This is a genomic window from Yeguia hominis (assembly GCF_014384705.1).
GTDB lineage: Bacteria > Bacillota > Clostridia > Oscillospirales > Acutalibacteraceae > Yeguia > Yeguia hominis.
On sequence record NZ_JACRSN010000003.1, the window covers coordinates 58,444 to 85,148 of the forward strand.

The 26,705-nt window shown below is 51.8% G+C and carries 22 protein-coding genes and 1 pseudogene; 17 read left to right on the forward strand and 6 right to left on the reverse strand.

Translation table 11 applies throughout. The features are described 5' to 3' along the window. Positions 1-22 precede the first annotated feature (22 nt). Positions 23-2,428, forward strand: a complete 2,406-nt coding sequence (locus IAG03_RS02720) for a glycoside hydrolase family 3 N-terminal domain-containing protein (protein ID WP_249318201.1) — start codon at positions 23-25, stop codon at positions 2,426-2,428. Between the two features lie 432 nt (positions 2,429-2,860). Here the strand turns inward: IAG03_RS02720 and IAG03_RS02725 are convergent, their stop codons facing one another. Further along, positions 2,861-3,274: an EamA family transporter gene (locus IAG03_RS02725; protein WP_249318202.1), complete on the reverse strand. Its 414-nt coding sequence runs from the start codon at positions 3,272-3,274 to the stop codon at positions 2,861-2,863. A 73-nt stretch (positions 3,275-3,347) separates the two neighbouring features. On the opposite strand from IAG03_RS02725, the gene IAG03_RS02730 reads away from it, so the two are divergent. Further along, positions 3,348-3,692, forward strand: a complete 345-nt coding sequence (locus IAG03_RS02730; RefSeq protein WP_249318203.1) for a hypothetical protein — start codon at positions 3,348-3,350, stop codon at positions 3,690-3,692. A 345-nt stretch (positions 3,693-4,037) separates the two neighbouring features. On the opposite strand, the gene IAG03_RS02735 is transcribed toward IAG03_RS02730, so the two are convergent. The 4 genes from IAG03_RS02735 to IAG03_RS02750 form a co-directional block, all read right to left on the reverse strand. Next, entirely contained in the window at positions 4,038-5,207 is a 1,170-nt protein-coding gene (locus IAG03_RS02735) for a mannitol dehydrogenase family protein (RefSeq protein WP_249318204.1), read from the reverse strand. A 13-nt stretch (positions 5,208-5,220) separates the two neighbouring features. Further along, positions 5,221-6,363, reverse strand: coding sequence for a carbohydrate kinase family protein (locus IAG03_RS02740; protein WP_249318205.1), 1,143 nt, complete (start codon positions 6,361-6,363; stop codon positions 5,221-5,223). A 1,184-nt stretch (positions 6,364-7,547) separates the two neighbouring features. Beyond that, positions 7,548-8,582, reverse strand: coding sequence for a TIM barrel protein (locus IAG03_RS02745; RefSeq protein WP_249318206.1), 1,035 nt, complete (start codon positions 8,580-8,582; stop codon positions 7,548-7,550). Positions 8,583-8,837: 255 nt separating this feature from the next. Continuing rightward, on the reverse strand, positions 8,838-9,764 hold the full coding sequence (locus IAG03_RS02750) for an AraC family transcriptional regulator (protein ID WP_249318207.1): 927 nt from the start codon (positions 9,762-9,764) through the stop codon (positions 8,838-8,840). 305 nt (positions 9,765-10,069) lie between these two features. Here IAG03_RS02750 and IAG03_RS14495 point away from each other — a divergent pair, with 305 nt between their 5' ends. The 5 genes and pseudogenes from IAG03_RS14495 to tnpA all read left to right on the forward strand — a co-directional run bounded on the left by IAG03_RS14495 (position 10,070) and on the right by tnpA (position 17,106). Continuing rightward, positions 10,070-11,860, forward strand: coding sequence for a flavin reductase (locus IAG03_RS14495; RefSeq protein WP_249318208.1), 1,791 nt, complete (start codon positions 10,070-10,072; stop codon positions 11,858-11,860). A gap of 56 nt (positions 11,861-11,916) precedes the next feature. Next, complete coding sequence (locus tag IAG03_RS02760) at positions 11,917-12,828, forward strand: ribokinase (protein ID WP_249318209.1); 912 nt, start codon at positions 11,917-11,919, stop codon at positions 12,826-12,828. 104 nt (positions 12,829-12,932) lie between these two features. Next, on the forward strand, positions 12,933-14,234 hold the full coding sequence (locus IAG03_RS02765; RefSeq protein WP_249318210.1) for a class II D-tagatose-bisphosphate aldolase, non-catalytic subunit: 1,302 nt from the start codon (positions 12,933-12,935) through the stop codon (positions 14,232-14,234). Between the two features lie 519 nt (positions 14,235-14,753). Next, on the forward strand, positions 14,754-16,388 hold the full coding sequence (locus IAG03_RS02770; protein ID WP_249318211.1) for a class I adenylate-forming enzyme family protein: 1,635 nt from the start codon (positions 14,754-14,756) through the stop codon (positions 16,386-16,388). 255 nt (positions 16,389-16,643) lie between these two features. Continuing rightward, positions 16,644-17,106: pseudogene (gene tnpA, locus IAG03_RS02775) on the forward strand (IS200/IS605 family transposase). Positions 17,107-17,341: 235 nt separating this feature from the next. Here the strand turns inward: tnpA and IAG03_RS02780 are convergent. Further along, the gene (locus IAG03_RS02780) at positions 17,342-17,812 is read right to left on the reverse strand and encodes a MerR family transcriptional regulator (RefSeq protein WP_249318212.1); all 471 of its coding nucleotides are present in this window, start codon (positions 17,810-17,812) and stop codon (positions 17,342-17,344) included. A 432-nt stretch (positions 17,813-18,244) separates the two neighbouring features. Here IAG03_RS02780 and IAG03_RS02785 point away from each other — a divergent pair, with 432 nt between their 5' ends. The 10 genes from IAG03_RS02785 (at position 18,245) to IAG03_RS02830 (ending at position 26,559) form a co-directional block, all read left to right on the forward strand. After that, complete coding sequence (locus IAG03_RS02785; RefSeq protein ID WP_249318213.1) at positions 18,245-18,403, forward strand: flavodoxin; 159 nt, start codon at positions 18,245-18,247, stop codon at positions 18,401-18,403. A 42-nt stretch (positions 18,404-18,445) separates the two neighbouring features. Next, positions 18,446-18,757 carry a flavodoxin family protein gene (locus IAG03_RS02790; RefSeq protein WP_249318214.1) on the forward strand — a complete coding sequence of 104 codons (312 nt, stop codon included), beginning with the start codon at positions 18,446-18,448 and terminating at the stop codon, positions 18,755-18,757. Beyond that, complete coding sequence (locus IAG03_RS02795; protein WP_249318215.1) at positions 18,754-19,206, forward strand: cupin domain-containing protein; 453 nt, start codon at positions 18,754-18,756, stop codon at positions 19,204-19,206. The genes IAG03_RS02790 and IAG03_RS02795 overlap by 4 nt, the downstream gene beginning before the upstream one ends. Next, entirely contained in the window at positions 19,203-19,523 is a 321-nt protein-coding gene (locus IAG03_RS02800; protein WP_249318216.1) for a carboxymuconolactone decarboxylase family protein, read from the forward strand. The genes IAG03_RS02795 and IAG03_RS02800 overlap by 4 nt, the downstream gene beginning before the upstream one ends. A gap of 157 nt (positions 19,524-19,680) precedes the next feature. Continuing rightward, complete coding sequence (locus tag IAG03_RS02805) at positions 19,681-20,679, forward strand: PhoH family protein (protein ID WP_249318217.1); 999 nt, start codon at positions 19,681-19,683, stop codon at positions 20,677-20,679. A gap of 399 nt (positions 20,680-21,078) precedes the next feature. Next, complete coding sequence (gene ybeY, locus IAG03_RS02810; protein ID WP_249318218.1) at positions 21,079-21,585, forward strand: rRNA maturation RNase YbeY; 507 nt, start codon at positions 21,079-21,081, stop codon at positions 21,583-21,585. Next, a complete protein-coding gene (locus IAG03_RS02815; RefSeq protein ID WP_283242975.1) occupies positions 21,578-22,081 on the forward strand; it encodes a diacylglycerol kinase family protein in 504 nt (167 codons plus the stop codon). The genes ybeY and IAG03_RS02815 overlap by 8 nt, the downstream gene beginning before the upstream one ends. Before the next feature lie 21 nt (positions 22,082-22,102). Next, entirely contained in the window at positions 22,103-23,032 is a 930-nt protein-coding gene (era, locus tag IAG03_RS02820) for a GTPase Era (RefSeq protein ID WP_249318220.1), read from the forward strand. A gap of 219 nt (positions 23,033-23,251) precedes the next feature. Further along, positions 23,252-23,998: a DNA repair protein RecO gene (gene recO, locus IAG03_RS02825; protein ID WP_249318221.1), complete on the forward strand. Its 747-nt coding sequence runs from the start codon at positions 23,252-23,254 to the stop codon at positions 23,996-23,998. A gap of 203 nt (positions 23,999-24,201) precedes the next feature. Then, a complete protein-coding gene (locus IAG03_RS02830; RefSeq protein WP_430472433.1) occupies positions 24,202-26,559 on the forward strand; it encodes an endonuclease MutS2 in 2,358 nt (785 codons plus the stop codon). Positions 26,560-26,705 lie beyond the last annotated feature (146 nt).

A 26,705-nucleotide genomic window follows, 5' to 3' on the forward strand; every position in this document is an offset into this window, starting at 1 on the left:
AAGCAGAGAAGGGAGCAATACCATGACAGTAAAACTGAAAGACAGAGCCTCCATTCCCGCCGTAATTGCGGAGATGACCTTGGAGGAAAAAGCACTTTTCGTAACCGGTGATTCCGCTTTTACGACGTTTGGAATTGAGCGTCTGGGAATCCCCTCCGCTCGCGTGCTGGACGGCGGTACAGGTGTGAACTTCTATCAGTACTATACCGATATCTGCAACCATATTTATGAGCGCGGCGACGCCAAAGGCACCAGCCTGCGCCGTCAGGTCAGCGCAAATAAAATGATGAATATTCTGGAGAATCTTCTGACACCTGAGAAGATGGACGAAGACAGCCGGAAAATTTACGATCTGATTGAAAAGGACATGGATGAAATTTACCCCGGGCATAAGCTGCCGGGTTGCTTCCCGCCGGGAATGCTGCTGGGCGCAACGTGGGATCCGGAGACCGTTTACCTCTGCGGCAATGCAGTTGCAAAGGAAATGGATGCCTACAAGGTAGATATGGTGCTCGGTTCTCCGAACGTCAACATTCACCGCGATCCGCGCAATGGCCGTGTGTTTGAGGGGTATTCAGAAGATCCGTGTCTGACCGTGAAGCTTGCGCCGGAATTTGTCAAGGGCGTGCAGGATGAAGGCCTCGTTGCGAACGTCAAGCACTTTGCAGCGAACAACCAGGAGACGCACCGGCAGAATGTTGACGAACAGATCCCGCTTCGCGCACTGTATGAAATCTATTTCCCGGGCTTCAAGGCCTGTGTGCAGGACGGCGGCGTCAAGAGCCTGATGTCCGCTTACAATAAAATCAACGGAACCGCTTGCGCGATGAATCCGTGGCTGCTCATCGATGTGCTCCGCAAAGAATGGGGCTATGAGGGTATGGTCGTCTCCGACTGGGGCGCAGCATATGACAAGGCAGACGCTGTGCGCGCCGGAAACGATCTGGATATGCCCGGCAAGCGCGATGTAACGCCGATTATCGAGGCGGTAAAGAACGGCACACTGGACGAAAAAGCGCTGGACGAAGCGGTGAAAAATCTGCTCGTGATGCTTTTGGATATGCCGGTCATGAAAGGCCACAGGAATTTTGATATCGATCGTGAATATTCCCGCGAGGCTGCGTTCCGCTCTGCGGCGGAAGGCATCGTGCTCCTGAAGAATGACGGCCTGCTGCCGCTTGCCAAAGGCGCGAAGCTCAGCTTCATCGGCGAACACTCCATGCAGTTTGTGGAATCCGGCGGCGGCAGTGCAGTGGTATACACCGACCAGTCCACCAGCATGGTCAAAGAGAGCGAAGCGATCACCGGAAAAGAAAACGTCGTATTTGGCCGGATCGACGAGGCTTCGGATGTTGTGGTAATCACCGCAATTGCAAACGGACAGGAAGGCAGCGACCGTCCGGATATGGATCTGGAGCCGGAAGAGAAAGCGATGCTGCTTGCTGCAGTTCGCGAGGCCAAGGAAAAGGGCAAAAAAGTTGTCGTTGTGCTCAACGTTGCCGGACCGGTCGACGTACGCGACTATGTCGATGATTGCGACGCAATGTTCTGCGTGTTCTTCCCCGGCATGGAGGGCGGACGCGTTACCGCTAAAATGCTGTTCGGTGAGGTAAATCCTTCCGGCAAACTGCCGCTGACGTTCCCAAAACGTTATCAGGATTGCCCGACTTATGGCAACTTCCCCGGCTGTGCAGGCGAAGTCACCTATGGCGAAGGAATCTTTGTTGGCTATCGTTACTATGACTACAAAGATGTCGACCCGATGTTCCCGTTTGGATTCGGACTTTCCTACACAACCTTTGAGATCGGCAATCTCCGTTTGGATCGGGATACGATGGATATGGATTGCGGCGAAAGCATCACGGCTGCCGTTACGGTGAAGAATACCGGCGCGGTTGCGGGAAAAGAAGTGGTTCAGCTTTATGTGCAGGATCCGGTTTCCACACTGGTCAAACCGGTCAAAGAGCTGAAAGCCTTCCAGAAGGTTTTCCTGAATCCGGGCGAAGAGAAAGAAATTTCCTTCGTGCTGACTGCGGCAGATCTTGCTTCTTATGATCCGGAGCTGCATGCGTGGATCAGCGAAGCGGGCGCCTACAAAGTGCTGGTCGGCAATTCTTCCCGCCATATTGCGGCAGAAGCTGCTTTTGTGGCAAAAGGCATCACCGCGTACAACTATAACTGCCATACCATGCTCGACACTGTTATGCACGATCCGCGTGCAAAAGAAATTCTGTATCGGCATCTTGCGTCCTATGGCGCGGATTCTACGCTCCTCGACGAATACATCACCTTCTTCCCGCATATGGAACTGGAGAAGCTGATGGGAATTCTTCTGATGGATCTGTATCCGGACGATGCGGCACGTGCGGCAGCGACCGAGCCGATGTATGCAGAACTGCATGCGCTTGATTTGAGTGTACTCTCCTGAACGAGTTGCTTCTGAAAATGAAAAGCCGGAATCTCCTTGCGCAGAAGGCGTGAGGAGATTTCGGCTTTTTGATGTTGCACAATTTGCTGCCCGGTAAATCTTTGGAAAAGCTTGCTTTTCTTGGCAGGAAAGGCGTCTCGTACAGTTTAAAAATCATGACCGGGCATAACTGCTGCATTTTTTATAGAACAAGGGTAACAAAAAATGCGGGATATGAAAGGCCCAAGCGGTTTAAAAGCCCGCCTAAATTTTTTCTGGGCTTTTGACCGGATGAATATTTTGAAGCTGCTGCAGCGGGAGATGTCTTTCATGATTTTGGAAACAAAGAAAAGGCAGAGGATATGGAAGCATTCCATACAATCTGCCTTTTAATTTGGATGCAGGAAACTGAGCAAATCCGGCGTTTGCGGAAGGGCCCTGAAAATGGGATGGTTATCGTACCATCAGGAGCGTTCCGGCTCCGATCAGGACGCATCCGGCCAGAGATTTGATTGTGACCTCTTCGTGCAGGAAAATAAACGCCAAAAGAATCGTGATGACGACGCTCAGCTTGTCGATCGGTACAACTTTAGACGCGGCACCGGTTTGCAGCGCCCTGTAATAGCATAGCCAGGAAGCGCCGGTTGCAAGACCGGATAAAATCAGAAACAGCCAACTTTTTTTGCTGATTTCCGAAATTCCGCCCTGTGTGCCGGTCAGAAAGACCATGCCCCAGGACATGATTACGACAACAACAGTTCGGATCGCAGTTGCAAGATTCGAATTCACACCCTCAATTCCGATCTTCGCCAAAATCGAGGTGAGCGCTGCAAAAACTGCGGACAGCAGCGCGAAAATTAGCCACATAAACATTCCTCCGGTTTCTGTATCATCAATTGATTAAGAAAAGGCGCGGTTTTGACAGACAGAGAATGCGTCCATGTTGCGTCAAGTTCTTTGCCGCAAGTATTCGCGGAGAGCCTTTTTCTGGCAATCAAGTTCAAAAGACTTGCACCGATCAGCAATGCATTTTTGCATGGATTTTGTTTTTGAGACGCAGGCGGTCTGCGGCCGCAAGGCGAAAAACGCCGGACACGCTGCAGGTGGGTTCATTCTTGTGAATCTATGGGATCTTTCCTTTTTGAAAAGGTTACATTGGATCCGAGGTGTGCAAAATGGGCGTACGGCCCAGTATATCTCAGAAAAGAAACAACCGAAACGCGTTCAGGCGCACGCTGAATGGGATATCCTGCGCAAGGCCGCGCATTCTGCTTTCCATGCATAAAGCGGCAGTTGGTGCTTTGGCAAAACCAGCGGTAGTCTATGGAATCCGGGGTTTGTACAAACCTTGAACGTGTGTCTGCGGATCGCTGCATTCGCAGGGTTCAAACCGGCAAGGGAAGCATAGAGTTCGTTTGGCGGACGTCAGAAAAGATAAAATTGCGCATGCTTTCGGCATGCAAAGGCTGCTTGGAAATCGTTTGAAAGCAGGCATCTCAAGGTTTGCGTACAAATTCAGTATAGAAGCGACCGCGCCAAAAGTCAATTAAAAACCATCCGAAGAAAATGACCTTCGGATGGTTTCCATTGTTTATGTAGAAGAATGGTTCCTGCCTGCAAACCTGCTGGATCAGGAAAGCAATGCCGGCAATGTTTGATAGTACCACGCGGTCTCACGGGCGTCTGCCTCGGAAAGTCCCAACGCGTTTTGCAGGTACTGTGCGACGCCCTGTTCTGCAAGGAGACGCCGCAATTCCAGCGAAGAAGGATCCTCGGCATCTTGAAAATGCAGTGCCGCGCCGATTCCCATTAAAATCTGCGGGGCAGGAATTTTCTGCGATTGGCAGCGCGAAAGCGCACCGAGCAGACGGTCTTTCGGGGAGAGTTTCCGCAGCGGATCCTTTCCTACGCGCACAACCGTATCCCCAAGAGCGGCATTGCCGAACCGGCGGACAAGATCTTCTGCATAGGCAGTGACCGCGGCAGCGTCTTCGCCATAAGCCTGCGCGATGGCGTTTGCACTGGAAATCATGGCGCCGTGTACGAGAAACGCGATAACCGGATCGGCAATCGCTTCGCAGATTGCGCGATACCTTTTCAGCGCGCCGAAATAAGCACAGAGCGCATGTCCCATGTTGTGAATATAGAGTTTTTTTTCTTCACAGAACGCAAACGGGGAATAGGGCTCCAAATAGCGCAGGGCGGGGATTTCTCCGCGGAATGCATCTGCATCAACCGGAAGACTGCAGAAGGGCTCCACATGAATATCGGTGCAGACCCGACGCTTCTCCGGCGGCAGCGGGGGAATCATCCGGCCGATGGTTGCTGCAACCAGCCCGACATTTTCCAGAAGCGCCTGATCTTCTCCGAGCGCCTCGAGCAGCAGCTTGCGCACGAAGCCTTCGGGATCCGGCAGATTCTCGCAGATCAGCAGATTGAGCGGAAGGCCGGGATGCAATTTTTCCCGCAGACGGATGCCGGCGGCAAGATTTCCGGCAATGCGGGGAAGAATCCGCATTCCGACAGAAACGGCCATCACATCTGCCTCTGCAATTTCGTGTGCAACCGCGTCAAGATCCATACCGTTGACGCCGCGGACGTCGCCGATGACCTTTTCTTCTGCACGGTCGCCCTCCACGACGGTGATGACATACGAACCGGTTTGGTTAAATGCGTCAATCAAATTCTGATCGACATCTACAAAGGCAACCTCATAGCCGGAATCGTGCAGAACCTGCCCGATAAATCCCCGGCCAATATTGCCCGCGCCGTACATGACGGCTGTTTTCTTTTTTTGCATGGGAATGCCTCCTTTATTCGATGACCGGAATGTTTTCTTTTGGCCAGCCAGCTTCCATTTTTTTCAGCATGGCGTCGAAAGGAAGCAATCCGCTGAGTGCATCATAGGCGGAAACACAGCAGGTGCCTGCACCGACAGCCAGTTGGACACAGGTGTCAAAGGAATAACCTTTGAGGACTGCGGTTAAAAACGCCGCAATGCTGGTGTCGCCTGCGCCGGTTCCGGAACGTACGCACTCTGCCTCGTAGCTGCGCTCGAATCCGCTGCGGTCTGCAAAGCCTTCGAGTGCAAATCCGAGTTTTTTCTCAATCTTGGCAATTGCGTCGGTGCCTGCAGTGCAGTAGTAAAGTCCAGGCGCGCCGCTTTTAATGAGGACGACTTTCGCACCCATCTGCAGCAGCTTTTCTCCGAGCGGTGCAATATCGCGGCTGACGGAGATAAACCGTGTGACGTCTTTGCCGTTTGCGCGCTGCAGCCAATCGGCATAGCGCTCACGGTCGAGCATGTAGCAGAGCTCTTCGACGCTTGGTACAAAGAGATCGACATGCGGCAGGACACGGCTCAAAATGCCCTCCCAGTCTGCGCGCCCGGCAGGGGAATTGGCATCTACGGCCGCCATATCAAGGGAGGTGACGACGCCGAGTTCGTCGACCTTTTGGAAAATTCGCAATAATTCGGATCCGCCGTCCGCATACATGCTCCGCATCAGCGGGGGATATCCGAAATGAAACAGCTTTGCATCGGCGATTTTGGAAAAATCGAGATCATCAAAACAGAAGGTATCATTTGCACCGGTATGGTGCAGGAAAATCCGGTCGCTGCCCGGAACGGCCAGCACAACGCTGTAGGAGGTGGAATCCGACGAGACGATCATGCTGTCGGCGATACCGTGTGCATGGTACCGGTCGCGCACGATTTTTCCGAAATCGTCATCGCCGATTTTGCCCATCAGAACGGTGTCCGCGCCAAAGAACTGCATGGCGAGTCCGGTGTTGGACACGGCGCCGCCGGTATGAATGTCGGAAACGCCGACATTGGTCAGGCGTCCGGGAACCATGACATCGGAGAGCGTGGCGTTGTTTTGCGGAAAAACGGGTGTGATATCAAGGCAGACATGGCCGGCGACAACAGCTTTCAGATTGTTTGTGTTGTTCATAGAGAAAGACTCCTCGTATCATAAATTAGTAGTGATTAAGGTCCCTCTGCAAGGACATGTGCGACGCTGTAAACAGTGTGGGATATGGCTTCTATCGCTATGGCTATGACAGTTTATTTAAAACGAGGTTACAAGAGAAAAGAACCCTGTGGACAACAGCATAAAAACCAATCTGTCGGAGGTGGTTAGTGAAATGGGTTGTGTCGGAATCGGTGTTGCAAAGGCCAAGCACAACTGTTCGATTGGATTCGGAAGGCAAAGTCCTTTGTGACACTTTTCCTGTTCCGAACTGACAAGAACATTTTGTGCGCTTCCTTCAAACGATTGTTTCCTGTACAGGGAACGGCAACAAATAAAGATAGGCTTGAGACGATCGGACATGACAGTTATAAACTTCTCAGTTCTTTCTCGGCAACGGCCTGACCTCCTATGTCATAAATCTTCTGCACACCAACCTCTACCGTAAAAGCTTAAGCCTTAGAAAAACGAAGACCGGTCGGGTGGATGCAAGAGCGATTGCACTTATGCAAATGTCTGATGTGGGTCTCAACCCTATACAGACATAGTATACCATAATTCCAAACGAAAGTCACTAACAAGAGACAGCTTTGACAAAATTTCTGAAAGAACAAGGCTGGAATCCTCTGTTTCCAGATTGGTCAACATCTTGTTTCCTATAAGTTAGAAAAACGCTTTCCCACTGTACATACAGCCGCTTCTTACGCTATTTAAGTGCGTCACCAAATGAAACCATATGCCAAAGTCCATTTTGCAAATTTGCTTTATACTGCTTCCCAAAGTAGATATAACCGGGCCGAAGTAATTTAAATTCGTGACGCAGCGAGAAACTCCATCGGTACACAGATACCCGCTGCATCTTTGAAATGAAAGCATGCCATCAAACTTATCCACGAATTGGGTGACGAGATTGATGAAATGGAATTCGGCGTCATTGCCGTCTGGTTCGCAGCATCTTTTTTTACTGCCTATCTTTTTACATCCATCCTGCATTTTTAGACTTGACTTTTAGCTGTTAATCTTTCGGCTGTAGTTTCTGCGGCAAAAATCCGTGCAGAGGGGAAAAGTGTGCTGCATAGTGAAAAACGGCAACCCGCAGGCCGCCGTTTTCCAGCTGATGTGGTGTCCAAAATAAGAAGGAATCTATAAAAGTAAGAGAGAATCGGTTATTTTAAGCCCATCAGGAGATCCATGACGTACATTTCAAGCGCTTCGAAATCGCGGCTTTCCACGCACTTTTTCTGGAAACTATAATCGAAGCGTTCGGCTTTCTCTTCAAGCGCTTTGGCAATGCGCAGGCTGTTTTCGAGGTGCTTGTAGCTGTCCTCGGTTTTGGTAGTGCGCATTGCTTTTACGTCGAGTCCGACATACTCGCCGTTTTTGCCGTAGCCATTTTCTACGAGCACTTTGATCTGATTGAAGGCCTGACGCAGGTTTTCTACGCCGAAGGTCTTATCCTGGTCAAATTTGATGCCGTTCTGGTCGTTGAGATGAACGCCCCAGAGTTTGCCCATCGCCATAGCGAAGCCGATTTCATGCGACGGATCGAGTCCGGCGAGGATGGCATGTGCGCTTTCGAGCAGGCCGCCGACACGGGAAGGATCCTTTGTCGCAGCGGAGACGCCCATGACATGGCCGATAGTGCCGCAGATGCTGCGATCGATCGGCTCATTGGGCTTCGGTTCGATGAGGATTTTGATCTTCTTGTCGTAATCGAGCATCTTGTCGATTGCTTCAATCAGACGGCGGGTCGATTCGACCGGGCTTTTGGTTTCTGCGCAGAGGGTGCCTTCGCGCGCGAGCCAGAGGACGATTTTGTCGCAGCCGAGTTCGTTTGCGATATCGATCGAACGATAAGAACGCCACATAGCAAACTCGCGGTCTTTTTCGCAAGAGGACATGTATCCGCCGTCAATGGTGTGCGGATCCATCCACAGGCGCGGTGCGACGAATTCGGCTTTGAGGCCATAACGGTCAAGCAGCGCTTTGACTTTGCGGGCTTCGGCTTTGATCTCTTCTTCGGAGAGATTGTTGATGTTCGGCACCGCGTCGTCGTCATGGAACTGGACGGCGGAAAATCCGAGCTCAGCAAATTTCTTTACTTTCTCTTCAAAGGGGATCTCGTCACGGGTTGCAGGGCCATAGGAGTCAGCGCCACTGTGGACATTCCAGGGGCCGACGGAAAATTGAAATCTTGACATTATACAACAACCTTCCTGTTATGGATTTGTTAGTTTAACTATGCCATTTTTTTTGAAAAACTACATCTACAAACTTGTCATTTTCATACGATTATTTTGCTGTTTTTACGTTAAAATATGGAATGTTTTCTGCTGCGGCCAAAATAGAGCTGTTTTTTGTCCGAAATCGGACAAGTTGACAGCGAGAGTTCTCAGAAGGAACACAAAAAAGCGCCGGATGCAGAAGCATCCAGCGCTTTTTTGTACCGTAACAGGTCACGTGTTTTGAAATCCGGAAAGAAAGGCGAGGCTTTCTTCTTCTGTGTAAAAGGTTTGAATACAGCCGAGCGACGCACGGCCTTCCCGCGCATTGCGCAGATTTTTGTGGTATTCGCGCGGAGAACAGTGAAACCGTTCAAAGAACATCCGGTTGAGATATTTGCTGTCGGAAAATCCGCTTTCCATGCTGATATCGATCAGCTTCTTTTTGGTTCTCTCCATCAGCTGCAGGGCTTTTTCAAAGCGGATATTGTTGAGGTATTCCTGAAAGGTAATATTGAGATTATCCCGGAAAAAATGAGAGAGATAGGACATGGAAAGTCCCTCCAGCGCCGCAATGTCAGAGAGCAGCAGCTTTTCCGTGTAATGCTCGTTGATATACTGGGTGATTCGCGAAAGCCGGCGGGTACGCAGATCTTTTTCAGCGCGTTCTTTTTCTCCGATAAACCGGTAAGGTAGATTTTGCCAAAATTGCGCCAGCATCAGATTGACCAGCCCGACACACTGAAATTCATAGCCGATGCCGCCTGTAAAATAAGCGCGTGCCATTTGAAGCAGCATCTCAAATAGTTTTTGAGACGGGTCGTCCCCGCGGGCGGCAAAGAGTTCTTCGAATTCGATGTTGTAGCCGGAAGGGGAGTAATTGGCGAAAAATTTTGGGGAGAGCTGAATAGCCAGAATCAGCGTGTTCTGGTCGCCGACCGACCGAATTTCATGCGGCTGATCCGGGTTAAGCAGCACAATATCTCCCTTGCCGGCTGTGTGGGTTTCGCCGTTCAGAAAAACAGCGGCTTCTCCCTGCAAAACAGCGCAGACCTCCAATTCGCTGTGAATATGCGGGTTCCGATAAGCCAGACTTACGAGAAAAATATTAACATGTTGAATTTTGGGATGTGCAATGATCTCGTACTCTTCATGCGCCATGGAATCCCTCCGAAAATCTGATCTTAGAATATAGTCATTATACCTAAAAGATTATGCAAAATCAAGCCATCTTTTCTATAAAGGGCGGATTTTCCAAAAAAAGGTTTATGCCAAGTGGTTTCCTCCTTTGTTCGTAGTTTTGGGCGTTTGAAAATACAGAGTCCAAAATGGATTTCGCTGAATTCCCAAAATAAGACACGTGATCAATTTGAGAAAAATTTACAAATTCTCCTTTACTCCGGCGAAACAGGCCGGTATAATAGAACTGACCGCGAGTCATCATAAGTTTTCTGGAGGGATCAAGAATGCAAATTACAGATACGATTCGGTATGTCGGGGTAAACGATCACGACGTTGACTTGTTTGAGGGGCAATATATTGTTCCAAACGGTATGGCCTATAATTCCTATGTGATCCTGGACGAAAAAATTGCGGTGATGGACACCGTGGATGCGCGCTTTACGCATGAGTGGCTGGATCATATTGAGACGGCGCTTGCTGCACGCCAGCCGGACTACCTGATTGTACAGCATATGGAGCCGGATCATTCCGCGAATATTGCGAATTTTATGCAGGTTTATCCGCATGCCAAGATCGTCGCAACGGCGAAGGCGTTTACGATGATGCAGCAATTTTTCGGTACAGATTTTTCGGATCGGAAAGTGGTGGTCGGAGAAGGGGACACCCTCTCTCTCGGCGGCCGTACGCTGACCTTTGTCACTGCGCCGATGGTGCACTGGCCGGAAGTGATGGTCACTTATGACAACAAAGACCGGGTACTCTTTTCTGCGGACGGGTTCGGCAAATTTGGAGCGCTGGATGCAGAAGAGGCATGGGACTGCGAGGCACGCCGGTACTATATCGGAATTGTTGGAAAATACGGCACACAGGTGCAGAACCTGCTCAAAAAGGCGGCGGGGCTGGATATTGCAATCATCTGCCCGCTGCACGGACCGGTGCTGCGCGAAAATCTGGGCCACTATCTGAACCTGTATCATACCTGGTCTTCCTACACGCCGGAGACCGAAGGCATTTTAATTGCCTACACTTCGATTTACGGACACACGAAAAAGGCAGTCGAACAACTCGCAGAAAAACTGCGCGCAAAGGGGTGTCCCAAGGTTGTAGTGAATGATCTGGCACGCTGCGATATGGCGGAGGCTGTTGAGGATGCGTTCCGTTACAGCAAGCTGGTGCTTGCGACCACGACCTATAACGCCGGCATTTTCCCCTTTATGCGGGAGTTTATCGACCACCTGACCGAGCGTAATTATCAGAACCGGACCGTTGCGCTGATTGAAAACGGGTCCTGGGCACCGCTTGCGGCAAAAACCATGAAGCAGATGCTGGAGCCGTGCAAAAATCTGACCTTTACCGAGACGACGGTGCGGATCCGTTCGGCGCTGAATGAGGAAAGCAGCGCACAGCTGGAGGCGCTCTCGGAAGAGCTTTGTCATGATTATTTGGAGCAGCAGAGCGAAACGGCAAACAAGAACGATTTGACTGCGCTTTTTAAAATCGGATATGGGCTGTATGTTGTGACTTCAAACGATGGAAAAAAGGATAACGGTCTGATTGTCAATACGGTGTCGCAGGTAACCGATACGCCGAACCGGATCGCAGTGACGATCAATAAGCAGAACTATTCCCATCACGTGATCAAGCAGACGGGCATTCTTAATGTCAACTGCCTGTCTACGGATGCACCGTTCCAGGTGTTTGAGACGTTCGGGTTCCAGAGCGGACGGTCTGCTGATAAATTTGCGAACTGCACACCGCTTCGTTCGGATAATGGTCTGGCGTTTCTGCCGCGGTATATTAACGCATTCCTTTCTCTGAAAGTGGAAGAATACGTCGATTTGGGTACGCACGGCATGTTTATTTGCAGTGTGACCGAGGCGCGGGTCATTTCATCGAAAGAAAGCATGACATATGCGTATTATCAGGCGCAGGTTAAGCCGAAGCCGCAGACTGCAGGCAAAAAAGGCTTTGTCTGCAAAATTTGCGGATATATTTATGAAGGCGATGCATTGCCGGAAGATTATATCTGCCCGCTGTGCAAACACGGTGCGGCGGACTTTGAACCCATTCAATAAAGGACAGGATCCATTGGGCGCAGAAATTTCGGCCTCGGGCAAGGAGGCGCTTTGTCATGAAAATTTTAAATTTCGGTTCGCTCAACATCGATTACGTCTATCACGTTCCGCATTTTTTGCGTCCAGGTGAAACGCTCAGCTCTACGGCGCGGGAGGTCTTTTGCGGCGGCAAGGGACTCAACCAGTCGATTGCGCTGGCCCGTGCTGGCGCTACGGTGTTTCATGCCGGAAAGATCGGCGCGCAGGACGGCGAGATGCTTTTGGAAATGCTGCAGCAAAACGGTGTAGAGACCCGGTTTTTGGCGCGTTCTGCGGGTGCTTCCGGTCACGCGATGATTCAGGTGGATCCCGAAGGCGGGAATTGCATTCTGCTTTACGGCGGCGCAAATCAGGAGATCACACAGGCGTTTGCAGACAAGGTGCTTTCGCAGTTTGAAGCGGGAGATGTTTTGCTGCTGCAAAATGAAATCAGCGCGCTGCCATATATTATGGAAAAGGCGCATGAAATTGGGATGCGGATTTTTCTCAATCCTTCTCCGATGAATGAGACAATTTCCGCGCTGCCGCTTGCGTGGGTGGATACCTTTTTGCTCAATGAGATCGAGGCGGCGGATCTCTGCGGTGACGGGCCGGACGCAGTTTTGCTCGATCGCCTGACGGAGCGGTATCCTGATGCGGCAATTGTCCTGACGCTGGGCGCGCGCGGCGTCCGATATGGGAAAGGACGCCTGCGGCTTAAGCATCCGATTTTCTCTGTGCCGGTTGTCGACACCACGGCGGCAGGGGATACCTTTACCGGCTATTTTATTGCGTCGGTGGTGTCGGGACATTCCCCGCAGGAGGCACTGCAGATTGCCTCCAAGGCATCGGCGCTGGCAGTCGGCAAAAAGGGCGCTGCGCCGTCGATTCCCTATATTGCACAGGTAGAAGCGGCGGATTTAACGGAAGCTGGTTCTTGGGAAGAATAAATGATTCAGAAGGATCCGCAGTCCAGGTGAAACGCGCGCAGCAGGGCTTGCTGCGCGTTCATTCCGGTACGGAATTTGCTGAAACGTGAGAAAGGAAAGACAGTATGAATTTCTTGCAGAAAATGGTGGCAGATCAGAAAAACGGTGTTGCAACAGGCATCTATTCCTGCTGCAGCGCAAATGAATCTGTGCTGCGCGCAGCGCTTGCCCGCGGCAAGGCAAACCGGACGCCGGTGCTGATTGAGGCGACTGCCAATCAGGTGAACCAGTACGGCGGATATACCGGCATGAAACCCGCAGATTTTTACGCCTATGTCAAAGGGCTTGTCCGGGAAATCGGAATTTCGGAGGAAACCGTCATTCTCGGCGGAGATCATCTGGGACCGCTGACCTGGAGCGGACTTCCGGAAGCAGAGGCCATGGAAAAGGCAAAGGAACTGGTAGAAAGCTATGTGCTGGCAGGATTTGAAAAAATTCACCTGGATACCAGCATGCGGCTTGCGGATGACAGCCGGGACGAGCCGCTTTCCGATGCGGTCATTGCACGGCGCGGTGCAGAGCTTTGCGCAGTTGCGGAACAGGCATATGCATCGATTGCAGGAAAAGGCGCCAAGGCGCCCTGCTATATTATCGGCAGCGAGGTGCCGATTCCGGGCGGTGCGCAGGAAGCAGAGGACGGCATCAGTGTTACGCGTCCGGAAGATTGCCGGCGCACGATTGCGGTGTTCCAGGAGGAATTTACCCGCCGCGGACTCTCGGATGCCTGGAGCCGCGTCATCGGCGTGGTTGTGCAGCCGGGCGTAGAATTCGGTGATGCGGAAGTATTTGACTACAACCGCGAAAAGGCGGCGGCGCTGACGGCTGTTTTGGCGGAGTATCCGGCGATGGTATTTGAGGGACACTCGACAGATTACCAGACCCGCAAGGGACTTCGGCAGATGGTTGAAGATGGGATTGCAATTCTGAAAGTCGGACCGGCTCTGACGTTTGGCATGCGGGAAGCGGTCTTGGCGCTGGAGCAGATCGAAAAAGCGTTGCTCTCCGGCAAAAATATCTGGCTGAGCGATTTCAACCGGATTCTTGAAGCAACCATGCTGGAAAAACCGGAAAACTGGCAGAAGCATTATCACGGAACGGCAGCGGAAAAGCAGCTTGCACGGACATACAGCTATTCTGACCGCGCGCGGTATTATATGCCGGAAGAAGCGGTCAAAGCGTCGATTGCGCGTTTGATGAAGAATCTGCGGGAGGCAGAAATTCCCGACACGCTTTTGAGCCAGTATTTACCGCTGCAGTACAGCAAGGTGCGGGAGGGCGTGCTTTCGAAGGATCCGGAAGCACTCATTGAAGACCGAATCGGCAATTATATTGACGATTACCTGTTCGCAACCGGGCAGCTTCGCTGAACCGCGTTTTTCATAGGTTCAAAGTATAAAAGTACGTATAATGGAAAGCAAGCCGGCGCAGACGCGTTCTGTACCGGCTTGCTTTTTTTGGGAAAATTTATTCGGAAATGAAGGAAATTTGCTTTCGGCTCCGAGGCTTGAGAAAAGGGAAGGCGGTTTTTCCCGGACAGTTCTGTTCGGCAAAACGGTTTGTATTTGCCGGAACTGGTTTTTGCGTGATTTTTGGCTTTTGAGACGCAGATGGGCCGACACGCGCCTGGCAAAAAGTGCAGGGAAGATATCCTGTTGGGTGCGTTTTCCCTTATTGCCGACGGAAAAAAGATTGGGGGAAAACGCGCCGGACGGCAGAAAAAATGCGGCGTTTTTTAATTTATCGGGTTAAATCAGCAAAGATTTAACTTTTTTATGCTTTAAATGAGCAAATCCTATTCACAAACGCAAAAAAAGGGTTTATAATAGCAGACAAAGCTGCAAATTTCGGCGGCTTTACGGGACTCAGAATGAAAGGAAGACGGAAATATGCCGATTACGGAAATCCTGACACGGAACGCCGATCTGTACGGCGACGATGTTGCGCTGGTGGAAGTGAATCCAGAGCTGCAGGAAAAACACGAGGTGACGTGGAAGGAATACGATCTGGTCGAGACTGCGCCGACAGAAGAGTACCGGCGGGAAATGACCTGGCGTGAATTTGATCAAAAAGCAAACCGATTTGCGAATTTTTTGCTTGCACGCGGAATCAAAAAGGGCGATAAGGTTGCCATTTTGCTGATGAACTGTCTGGAATGGCTGCCGATTTATTTTGGAATTCTCAAAACCGGAGCCATCGTAGTTCCGATGAATTTCCGTTATACGGCGGAGGAAATCCAGTATTGTCTGGAGCTTTCGGAATCGACTGCGCTGGTTTTCGGGCCGGAATTTATCGGACGCGTGGAAGCTATCTGCGACCGGATTCCGCAGGTTGCGCTGCGGCTTGCTGTCGGCGAAACCTGTCCGACGTTTGCAGAAAGCTATGATAAGCTGACCAAAAATCTGCCGGATACTGCGCCGAACATTCCGCTTTGCGATGAAGATGACGCAGCACTCTATTTTTCTTCCGGCACAACCGGGTTCCCAAAGGCGATTCTGCATCCGCACGCCAGCCTGATGTCGGCGTGCTATACCGAGCAAAACCATCACGGGCAGACGCGGGATGATATTTTCCTCTGCATTCCGCCGCTTTACCATACCGGCGCGAAGATGCACTGGTTCGGAAGTTTTCTTGTGGGGGCAAAATCCGTTTTGCTGCGCGGCGTCAAACCGCGTTGGATCTTAAAAGCGGTTTCCGACGAACAGGCAACGATTGTCTGGCTGCTTGTTCCGTGGGCGCAGGATATTCTCGATGCGATTGAAAGCGGGGAAGTCAAGCTTTCGGATTATAAGCTGGACCAGTGGCGCCTGATGCACATCGGCGCACAGCCGGTGCCGCCGAGTCTGATCCGCCGTTGGAAGCGGTATTTCCCGAATCATCTATATGATACCAACTACGGCCTGAGCGAATCGACCGGTCCGGGCTGTGTACATCTGGGCGTAGAGAATATTCATAAGGTCGGCGCAATTGGAAAACCGGGCTATCAGTGGCAGGCAAAAATCGCAGATGAAGCCGGAAACCCGGTTCCGCGCGGAGAGGTCGGAGAGCTTGTTGTCAAGGGTCCCGGCGTCATGAAGTGCTATTACAATGACCCGGCCGCAACTGCTGCGGTGTTGAGGGACGGTTGGCTCTATACCGGCGATATGGCCAGAGAGGACGAGGATGGCTTTATCTTCCTGGTCGACCGGAAAAAAGACGTGATCATCAGCGGCGGGGAGAACATCTATCCGGTGCAGATTGAGGACTTTCTGCGGACCCATCACGCCGTGAAGGATGTCGCTGTAATTGGCCTTCCGGATCAGCGGCTTGGGGAGATTTCGGCAGCGATCATCGAGCGCAAGCCCGGCAACACCACAACAGAGCAGGAGTTTGCGGAATTCTGCAAAGCGCTGCCGCGCTATAAGCGTCCGCGCAGAATTATTTTTGATACGGTTCCGCGCAATCCGACGGGTAAAATTGAAAAGCCGAAGCTGCGCGAGAAGTACTGCGGCGAGAGCCTGGTGGAAGCACAGGTGACGGGCTGAGACGCGCGGAAGCAGAATATGAAGTTCGCTCTTCAGAAAAACCATACAGAATCTATATTGTTTTTACAAAGCAAAAACGGCACCGCTGCTGCGGCGCCGTTTTTTTGCTTTGGTTGTACCAAAGGCAACCCCCGGCTATGCCGGGGGTAAAAAAATAGCTTATAGCGAGGAGTAGAATAGACAAGAAAAAAGCTCCCTGTTAGATTAGAAGTGGTTTGCCGACCACACAACAATCAAAACAGGGAGGACTTTCACATGAAAGAAAAAGACATAAACAGATTAGATCATACGACATGGAGATGTCAATACCACGTAGTATTCGCGCCGAAATATCGGAGAATGGCGATATACGGAGAAATCAAGGTAGATATTGGGAAGATATTGAGGCAACTATGCCAGCAAAAAGGAATCGAAATCATCAAAGCAGAGCTGTGCAGAGACCACGTACATATGCGCATCAGGATTCCGCCGAAGTACAGCGTATCGCAAATCATGGGATATCGCAAAGGAAAGAGCAGTCTGATGATATTCGACAGGCACGCAACCCTCAAGACAAGTATGGGAACCGACATTTCTGGGCGCGAGGATATTATGTGGATACGGTAGGAAGAAATAAAAAGCAAATACGAACCAGCTAACCGAGGATCAGATAGCGGATCAGGTCGAACTGAAAGAATTCGTAGACCCGTTTACGGGTAGCGTGAACAAGAAGGCATAAAACAAAGCCCCTTTAGAGGCTGCCGGAGGAAGGAATGCGGTCGGCAAACCCCTTCGGCGCCCCTTCAGGGGCTGCGTCTGTACCAAGCCCTTCTAGGGCTTATTCAAGCCGCCGGCTTAGCCGGCGGTTTTGACTCTCTGAAAATAAACCCCAGAACATGCGGGCTGTTTTTGATAAGTCGGTACAGGCACATAAGCTTAGCACAGGGACACGGATCGGTTTCAGGTTCTTCCTTTTAGGGGTTGTGCGGATCTGTCTCCGGTACGGGAAGGTCGTGTGTGCGGTTGTAGAGCGGCTGGATGTCCGCTGGGAAATGATCCGGCATCATCGCATGTAAGCGGGTTTCGCCGCCGTCCTGCAGGGCCGTTTCGTAATACCAGCATTTAAACCGGAGTAAATCCAGCGTTTTCTGCAGGTTTTCCATTTCGGCCTCTACGCTTTCTTTTTGACGCTGAAAGAGCGCCAATCGCTGCGGATACGTTTTGCTGCCTTCGGTACACCACTGCATGAACTGTTTGATTTCCCGGATTTCCAGCCCGGATTTTTTCAAGCATGTGATCATCCGGATTGCATCGAGTTCCCGTTTTTCAAAAACTCGGGCGCCGGAAGTGCGCTGCATTTGTGGAAACAGTCCCTCTTTGTCGTAATAGCGAAGCGTCGAAATGGGGAGACCTGTGAGTTTTGCGACCTGTCCGATGGTATACATGAACGTTCCTCCGTAAAAAATGATCTTGACCTAAAGTTAGGTTTATGCTGTACGATGATCATAGCACAACGCAGGTTGGGTGTCAAGAACGAGCGGTCTAGAGGACATCTGTATGCGGATGAAAAGGCAAATGGAAGGGATGCCGGCTGTGTAGGATTGCCGTGAGGAAGTGATTTCGAGGACGCATACCGGTCGGTGTCGGTTGAAAACACAGAAAAAGCAGCGCGAAAAGTGCGGAGACGCTGGCGCAGCGTCCTCCGTTCTGCGCGTATGCAGGCAGCGGGATTTCCACAGTATGATGTGGGAAAGTCCCGATATCGCCAAGCGTACGGCCATGACGGAAGGGGTTGGAATCCGCGGCATCCCGCGGTATCGCAGTGGATCATCCGACACACTGCTAGAAACATGAATTCGGAAAACATGGGGCTGACGATGAAAAAACTGGAAATTGTATATTATTCGTGGTCAAACGGAAATACAGAACGGATTGCAAAAACGCTGCAGGAAATCGCCGGCGGCGATCTGGAAAAAATTGACACCGCAGTGCCGTACACAGGAAGCTGCGATGCGGCCGTCGAGCAAGGCCGGTAAGAAGTCCGGCGCGGATATGAACCAGAGCAGAAACCGCTTTCGATGAATTTGGAGCAATATGATGTGATTGCAGCGGGAACGCCGACCTGGTGGTATACGATGGCTCCGGCTGTCCGGACATTTTTGCACAGCCAGAACTGGAATGGAAAAACAGTGATCCCATTTATGACAAACGGCGGCTGGCCGGGGCATGTAATCCGTGATATGAAGGCGGCGTGCGCCGCTACAGCCTGTGAAATGCAGGTTGCGTTTGATTCGGAGGGCGGCAGCCATTTGGAAATACCGGAGGAAGAAATTTATGCTTGGGCACAGCGTGTCCGGGCATTGTTTGCAGAAAAGGAGTGTGTATCATGAAAATTTTCAAGAAAGAGGATTTTGCAGAAGCCAACGTCTTTGGAACCGGTGCGGAAAATACCGGCTACGCGCAGTATTTTCAGGGGAATTCCTTCCTCAATCCGCTGACAGATCCGAAAACCTGCCCGGTGTTTTTGGCGAATGTCACGTTTGAGCCGGGATGCCGCAACAATTGGCATCTCCATCATGCGTCGGCCGGCGGCGGGCAGATTCTCATTTGCACAGCCGGAGAGGGCTGGTATCAGGAAGCGGGCAAGGAAGCGGTCAGCTTGATTCCGGGTATGGTGGTTGTGATTCCGGCGAATGTCAAACACTGGCACGGCGCAAAAGCGGATAGCTGGTTTAGCCATATTGCGTTTGAGGCGCCGGGGGAAGACTGTCGGACCGAATGGTGCGAACCGGTCAGCGATACAGAATATGCGAAAATCAGCAGGGAGGAACAGAAATGAAACAAGTAACGGCAGGACGCGATGCACTGGGAGAATTTGCCCCGAAATTTGCGGAATTAAACGACGATGTCTTGTTCGGACAGGTGTGGTCGCGGGAAGCGGAGCTTTCTCCGCGGGACCGCAGCCTGATTACGGTGACAGCGCTGATTGCAAGCGGAATTCTGGACAGCTCATTGCAGCATCATATGCAGCGTGCAAAGGAAAACGGCGTAACGCGGGAAGAAATGGCGGAAGCCATTACGCACATTGCCTTTTATGCGGGCTGGCCGAAGGCCTGGGCAGCATTTCGGACGGCCAAGGAACTCTATGAAAACTGAATCTATAAAAAGTCCGGGCCGCTTGCAACCCGGACTTTTTTGCAGGCGCTTCGGCAGAATACGGCAGAATGCGCCTATTGAAAAAATGTCCGGGGTGCATTATAATAAACAGGAAGAGCTGGCGATTTGGCTGAAAGGCGAGGAGGGCATAATTTAGGTGGAACAGATTGAATTTCAGTCTCTCGATCAACAGATGGCGGTTTTCGGAATTCACGATGGAAATATCCGAATTTTGGAGGATGCGCTCTCGGTTTCGATTCAGTCAAGAGATACATTTGTTGCGGTTTCCGGTGCATCGGAACGCAGTGTCGAAGTTGCGGCAGAAACGCTGCGCTCTCTGCAGCGCGCGTATGATAGCGGCGAGACGATCAATACCGATACGGTGTATCGGATGCTGGAACTGGCACAGGAAGGCGGCGTCGAGGAAACGCTCCGTGCGATGGCAGATGTGGTTGTGATTACCCACCGCGGCCAGCCGATTAAATGCAAGACTGTGGGGCAGAAATCCTATGTCAAGGCGCTGCAGGACAATACGGTGGTAATCGGGATTGGGCCGGCCGGAACGGGAAAGACGTTCCTTGCAGTTGCGCAGGCCGTTCAGGAGCTCAAACGCGGAGAGATCGAGCGGATTATCATGAGCCGTCCGGCGATTGAGGCAGGCGAAGAGCGCCTGGGCTTTTTGCCGGGAGATCTTGCGCAGAAGGTGGACCCGTATTTGCGCCCGCTGTACGATGCGCTTAACGATATTTTAGGCGCAGAGCATGTGAAAAAGTATCAGGAACGCGGTGTGATTGAAATTGCGCCGCTGGCGTATATGCGCGGACGGACGCTCAACCGCGCGCGGGTCATTATCGACGAGAGCCAGAATGCATCGCTTCCGACGCTGAAGATGGCGCTGACCCGCCTTGGAGAAGGGTCCAAAATGGTGCTGACCGGCGATGTGACGCAGATTGACTTGCCGCGACTGAGTGATTCCGGTCTTGAAAAGTGCGCTTCGATTTTGCATCATGTCGAGGATATTGCGGTTGTCCGGCTGACGAACCGGGACGTGATCCGGCATAAACTGGTTCGCGATATTGTAAAGGCTTTTGATAAATACGAAGAAAAGCAGCAGGACAAAAAGAGCCGTCCGACAATGAGCAGACGACCCAAATAAGACGGAAACTTCGTCGGCGGCAGCGTGTGGTTGCCGCCGATTTTTTTGTTTGCAGGATATAGAAAACCAGAAAGTGAATTGTGCAATTTATCTAAAGAAAAAGCCAAAAACGGGGAATTTCCGGGCGCTCAAAAAGACCGGCTATGCAATTTATCGGAAAAATGCAGCAGAGATGCGAAAATTCTTTGGTAAAAAAAGGCCTGTACAAAGCGCATACAATTGTTGTATAATAATAAAAAAGATTTATGCTAAGAGCGCGCGTTTTGACCTTTGAAAAAGCACAGTTCAAAGCGAAAATGCACGCCTTCTGCGAAGAGGTTCGCAGAAGCCACCGCCGGTCGTGTGCCGGGCGGATGTTTGCAGGAATCCGTAAAAAATAAGGGAGCGGGTGTGTGTAAAATGGAAAAGATTCGGGTTATTATTTCAAACAAACAAAAAGACGTGAAGATCCCCACCGGCTTGCGGATGCTGATCCGGCGTTGCTGCAACGCGGTGTTAAAAATGGAAAATTTCAACTCCTCTGCGGAGATCAGTGTGACATTTGTCAACAACAATCAGATCCGTGAACTGAACCGGCAATATCGCGATAAGGACACCGAAACAGATGTGCTGTCCTTCCCGATGGGAGAGAACGGCGTCTACGACGAGAATCCGGAAACCGGCGCCAAAATTTTGGGCGACATCGTTATTTCCGTTCAGAAGGCAATGGAACAGGCGAAATGTTATGACCATAGTCTGGAACGCGAAGTGGGGTATCTGACAGCGCACTCGATGCTGCATTTGCTCGGCTATGATCATGAGACCGGCGGCCTTGACCGTGTCCGGATGCGTGAAAAAGAGGAGCTTGTGCTCTCGCAGCTTGGTCTGCCCAGCACGGGAAGCTATGTTTTGGGGCAAGATGAATAAGCACGGACATCGTCTTTCGAAAAGCTTTCGGGATGCGTTCCGAGGAATTGGATATGGGATTACACAAGAACGAAATATGCGGATACATACAGTGGCAGCGCTGTATGTATTCGTCTTTTCGTTCTTTTTTGAGTTGTCTTTCGGGCAGTATGCGGCGCTCTTTTTGACGATTGCGCTTGTTATGGCGGCGGAGCTGCTGAATACCGCCATCGAAAAACTGGCGGACGCAGTGAACGATCAGTATGATCCGCTGATCGGGAAGGTCAAAGATTTGGCCGCAGGCGGTGTGCTGGTGTGTGCGCTGTTTGCGGTGGCGGTCGGTGTGGTGCTTTTTTGGCGGCCGGAATCGTTCCGGTTTTTGTGGAGCTGGTTTTGCGCCCGGCCTTGGATGGTGGGTGTGCTGGCTGTTTTGACGGCATTGGCGGTTTGTTATATTGTCCGCGGACCCCGCTTCTGGATACGAAATTCCAAATCACAGGACGGTATGGAAAGATAAGAACACGATAAGGAGAACCGGATGGAAAAACAACAGGAAAATGGACAGAAAACTGCATTTATTGCGATTGTCGGGCGCCCGAATGTCGGAAAGTCTTCGATTTTAAACGCGATGATCGGGCAAAAGATTGCAATCGTTTCGCGCAAACCGCAGACGACGCGCACCCGGATTACCGGTATTCTGACACGCGGAGAGACGCAGCTTGTTTTTACGGATACCCCGGGTCTGCATAAACCGCGCAATCGCCTGGGCGATTATATGGTCAAGGCGGTCAATCAGTCGGTGGCTGGTGTGGATGCCTGCCTGCTGGTAGCAGAAGCCGGCGCGGGCATTTCCTACGCGGACGAAGAACTGATCGGACGGTTTCGCTCCATGGGAATTCCGGCGGTACTGGCGATCAATAAGATCGATCTGCTGAAGGAGAAGTCCGATTTGATGCAGGAAATTGCGGCGTTCAGTCAGAAATTTGATTTTGAAGCAATCGTTCCGGTTTCTGCGATGAATCATAGCGGGATCAAGGAATTGATTGCGGAGCTTTCCAAACTGAGTATGCCGGGAATGCACTTCTTTGACGATACAGCGCTGACCGATCAGCCCGATAAGGTGCTGGCAGCGGAAATTGTGCGCGAAAAGTTGCTCCGTCTGCTGGATAAAGAAGTGCCGCACGGTATTGCCGTTGCGGTGGAACGCATGCAGGAGCGGGAAAACGGCAGTGAAATTCTGGATATTGACGCGACGATTATCTGCGAGCGGGACGGACACAAGGGAATCATTATCGGAAAAGGCGGAGAGACCCTCAAAAAAGTGGGGACGCTTGCCCGTGTAGACATGGAAAAGTTTTTTGGCTGCAAAGTGAATCTCAAACTTTGGGTAAAAGTGAAGGAAGACTGGCGCAACCGCCAGAATCTTCTGCAGAGTTTCGGATATGACAGCCGGTATCTGGACGAGTAAAAACTGCTTGTTTTTTCCTTTGATAAGCGCCTATATGCGCTGTAAATACTTCCTATTGACAAAGAACGGCATCTGCCGTATAGGAGGGTTTGGGCGATATGGACGAAAAAACAGCATGGATAAGTTTTCAGCAAACCGGGAGCATTGCGGCATATATTCGATATACGCAGCTCAGAGAACAGAGGCTGCACGCGCAAAAGCAGGAGCCGGAGGGAGATCATGCAGATTTACACGGACGGCCTGATTATCCGGGAGCAGGCCATTGGTGAGAGTGACCGGCTGGTCACGGTTCTGACAAGGGACGAAGGCCTTTTGCGTGCGTTTGTGCGCAGAGCCAAGGATCTGAAAAACCGGGGCAGTTCGGCAACGCAGCTGCTCTGTTATTCCCGTCTGACGATCTATCGCGGACGGGAAAAGTACATCATCGGGGACGCAAGACCGATCAAAGTTTTTTTCGAGCTGCGTTCGGATATCGAACGGCTTTCGCTTGCGCAGTATTTTTGCGAGCTTGCCGGAAAATTTGCGCCGGAAGGCACGCCTTCCGAGCCGTTTTTGCGCCTGCTGCTCAATGCGCTGCATTTTCTCTGCGAGGGTTCCCGGCCGCCGCTTCTTTTGAAGGCAACGGTTGAGATGCGACTGCTTGCGCTTGCAGGGTATATGCCGGATCTGGTGGCCTGTTCAGAGTGTGCCTGCTATGAAGCAGAGACCATGTATTTTTTGCCGCAAAAGGGCATTCTTGTCTGCGACGCCTGCAAAAGTCCGCAGGAAATGCCGGCGGTTGCCTTGACACGCGGTGTGCTTCAGGCGCTGCGCCATATCATCTACGCGGAATTTGACAAATTATTTTCCTTTACACTTTCGCCGGAGGGGACGGCTGCTTTGGCAAATGCCGCAGAGGCATATTTGCTTTCCTGTTTGGGCCATTCTCTGCCGACGTTGGATTTTTATAAACGGCTGACTGTTTAACAAAACGAATGTGCATCGGCTTTTGTGGAATCGTGCGCTTTGGGCGAACGCAGTGCGATTGCAGGGCATTTCGCTGTTTTGTTTCCGGAACGAGCTCCGCTTTTGCGGGAAGCGGGTGGAATTTTTTGGAAACAGCACAGATGCCGCATGGACAAAACCGATGGCAGCAGATGCTTCATAAAGAAAAGCAGAAAGGACAATCCATGCAGTATGACGGCCGGGCTTTGGAGCTCGATAAAGTATTAAAGATGGTCGCAGAAGAGACGGCCTGTCCGGACGCACGGGCAGCAGCGCTGGCGCTGGAACCCTCTTCTTCGTATCCGGAGGTTTGCCGCCGTTTGGAGGAAACCGACGGCGCGTTTGTTTTGATGGCAAAATACGGGGCGCCGTCGTTTGGCGGGCTTTCCGATGTCCGAAATGCGCTTCGGCGCGCGCAGGCCGGCGGTGCGCTGAATTTGACGGAGTTTTTGCGGATTGCGGCGGTCCTGCGGACGCTTCGCGCGATTGTGGAATGGCGTTCCCGCAGTGCAGGCATCAAGACGGCGCTTGACCGGCGGTTTGACCGGGTTGCGCCGAACAAATATCTTGAGGAACGCATCGACAGTGTGGTCGTATCGGAGGAAGAGGTCGCCGATACCGCTTCTCCGCGCCTGCATGACATTCGCCGGAAAATCCGGAATGCTTCTGCCCGGGCGCGGGAACAGCTTGATAAAATGGTGCGTTCTCCGCATTATCAGCGCTTTTTGCAGGAACCGATCGTGACGCAGCGATCCGGCCGGTTTGTGGTGCCGGTAAAAGCGGAATGCCGTTCGGAAATTCCGGGTCTGGTTCACGATACCTCTTCCAGCGGTGCGACGGTTTTTGTGGAACCGATCGGCGTGGTGGAAGCCAACAACGAAGTGCGGGTTTTGGAGTCGGAGGAAAAAGCGGAAATTGAGCAGATCCTGACGCTGCTTTCTGCGGAGACCGGCACCTTTGCCGACCCGATTCTGGAAGGATACGATGCGGCGGTTGCGCTGAATGTGATCTTTGCAAAGGCATCTCTCGGTTACCGGATGAAGGCCGTCACGCCGAAACTTAACGAAACCGGGAAGACGGTTTTACATTGTGCGCGGCACCCATTGCTGGCAAAAGAAACGGTCGTTCCGACAGAAATTTCTCTGGGAGACACCTTTGATACGCTGGTGATCACCGGGCCGAATACCGGCGGCAAGACCGTTGCGCTCAAGACGATCGGCCTGTTTACCCTGATGGCCATGTGCGGGCTGATGGTGCCTGCTGCGGAAAACAGCGAACTCTCTGTGTTTTCCCGGGTGTATGCGAATATCGGAGATGAACAGAGTATCGAACAGTCGCTTTCGACGTTTTCTTCGCATATGACCAGCATCATTCATATGCTGGAAACCGTGGATGAAAAGAGCCTGGTGCTTCTGGACGAATTGGGTGCGGGGACAGATCCGGTAGAGGGCGCGGCGCTTGCCATGGCAATTCTCGAGACGCTTCGGGAAAAAGGCGCTCGGGTTGCAGCAACCACGCACTATGCGGAACTCAAGGAGTATGCCCTGCAAACGCCGGGCGTTGAGAACGCCTGCTGTGAATTTGACGTCGCGACACTGCGGCCTACCTATAAACTGCTGATCGGTGTACCCGGCCGGTCAAATGCATTTGCAATTTCGGAACGGCTGGGGATGGATCTCCGGATTGTGGAGCGCGCCCGGGAACTGGTTTCGCTGGAAGACACCCGTTTTGAAGACGTTGTCGAAAAGCTGGAGAAAAACCGGAAGGAACTGGAACAGGAACACGCAGCGGCGGAACAGTACCGTTTGGAGGCGCAACGTGCCAGCGAAGAGGCAAAGGCGCTGATTGCCAAAGCAGAAGCGGATGCCAAAAAGGAACTCGAACGCGCGCGAAACGACGCGGCGATGTTGGTTTCCAGAACGCGCGGGCAGGTGGATGCGCTGCTGGACGAGATGGAGCAGCTGCGCCGCCGGCAGAATCAGGCAGCGACGCAGGAGGAAAAGGCAAAGCTGCGTGCAGGTTTGCGCGAACTGGAGAAATCAGCTGATCCGGTGACGAAGCGCCGAGAAGATGCCTATACGCTGCCGCGTGCACTCCGGCCGGGAGATTCGGTGCTGATTTATGATATTGACAAAAAAGCGACGGTTGTCAGTGTCTCCAAAGACGGCATGTCAGCAGAAGTACAGGCCGGCATCATCAAGACGCGCGTGGATGTCCGAAACCTGCGGCTGTTAAAGGAAAAAACCGCCAAGCTTCCGAAACCGCAGCGAACGGTGACAAGGTCGGTATCTCCGTCCAGACCGATGACCGAAGTAGATCTGCGCGGCATGACCGTGGAGGAGGCGCTGCTGGATGTGGACCGTGCGATTGACGCGGCGATGCTGTCCGGCGTCGGACAAATCACCTTTATTCACGGAAAAGGTACAGGCGTACTGCGTTCCGCGGTGCAGCAGCACCTGAAAATTCATCCGGCGATTCGAAAATTCCGACTGGGTACGTATGGAGAAGGAGAGAGCGGCGTTACCATAGCGGAATTGGCGTGATCCTTCCAAAATGCATCCGCATCGTCTGCAAGTTGTGGACGGTGCGGATTTTCTTCGGAAAATCTGTAAATTTTTTGAAATGACAAGGAATAGACTTGACATCAGGCCGGTTTTGTTGTATAATTCATCAGGTGTAAAGTTGTAGA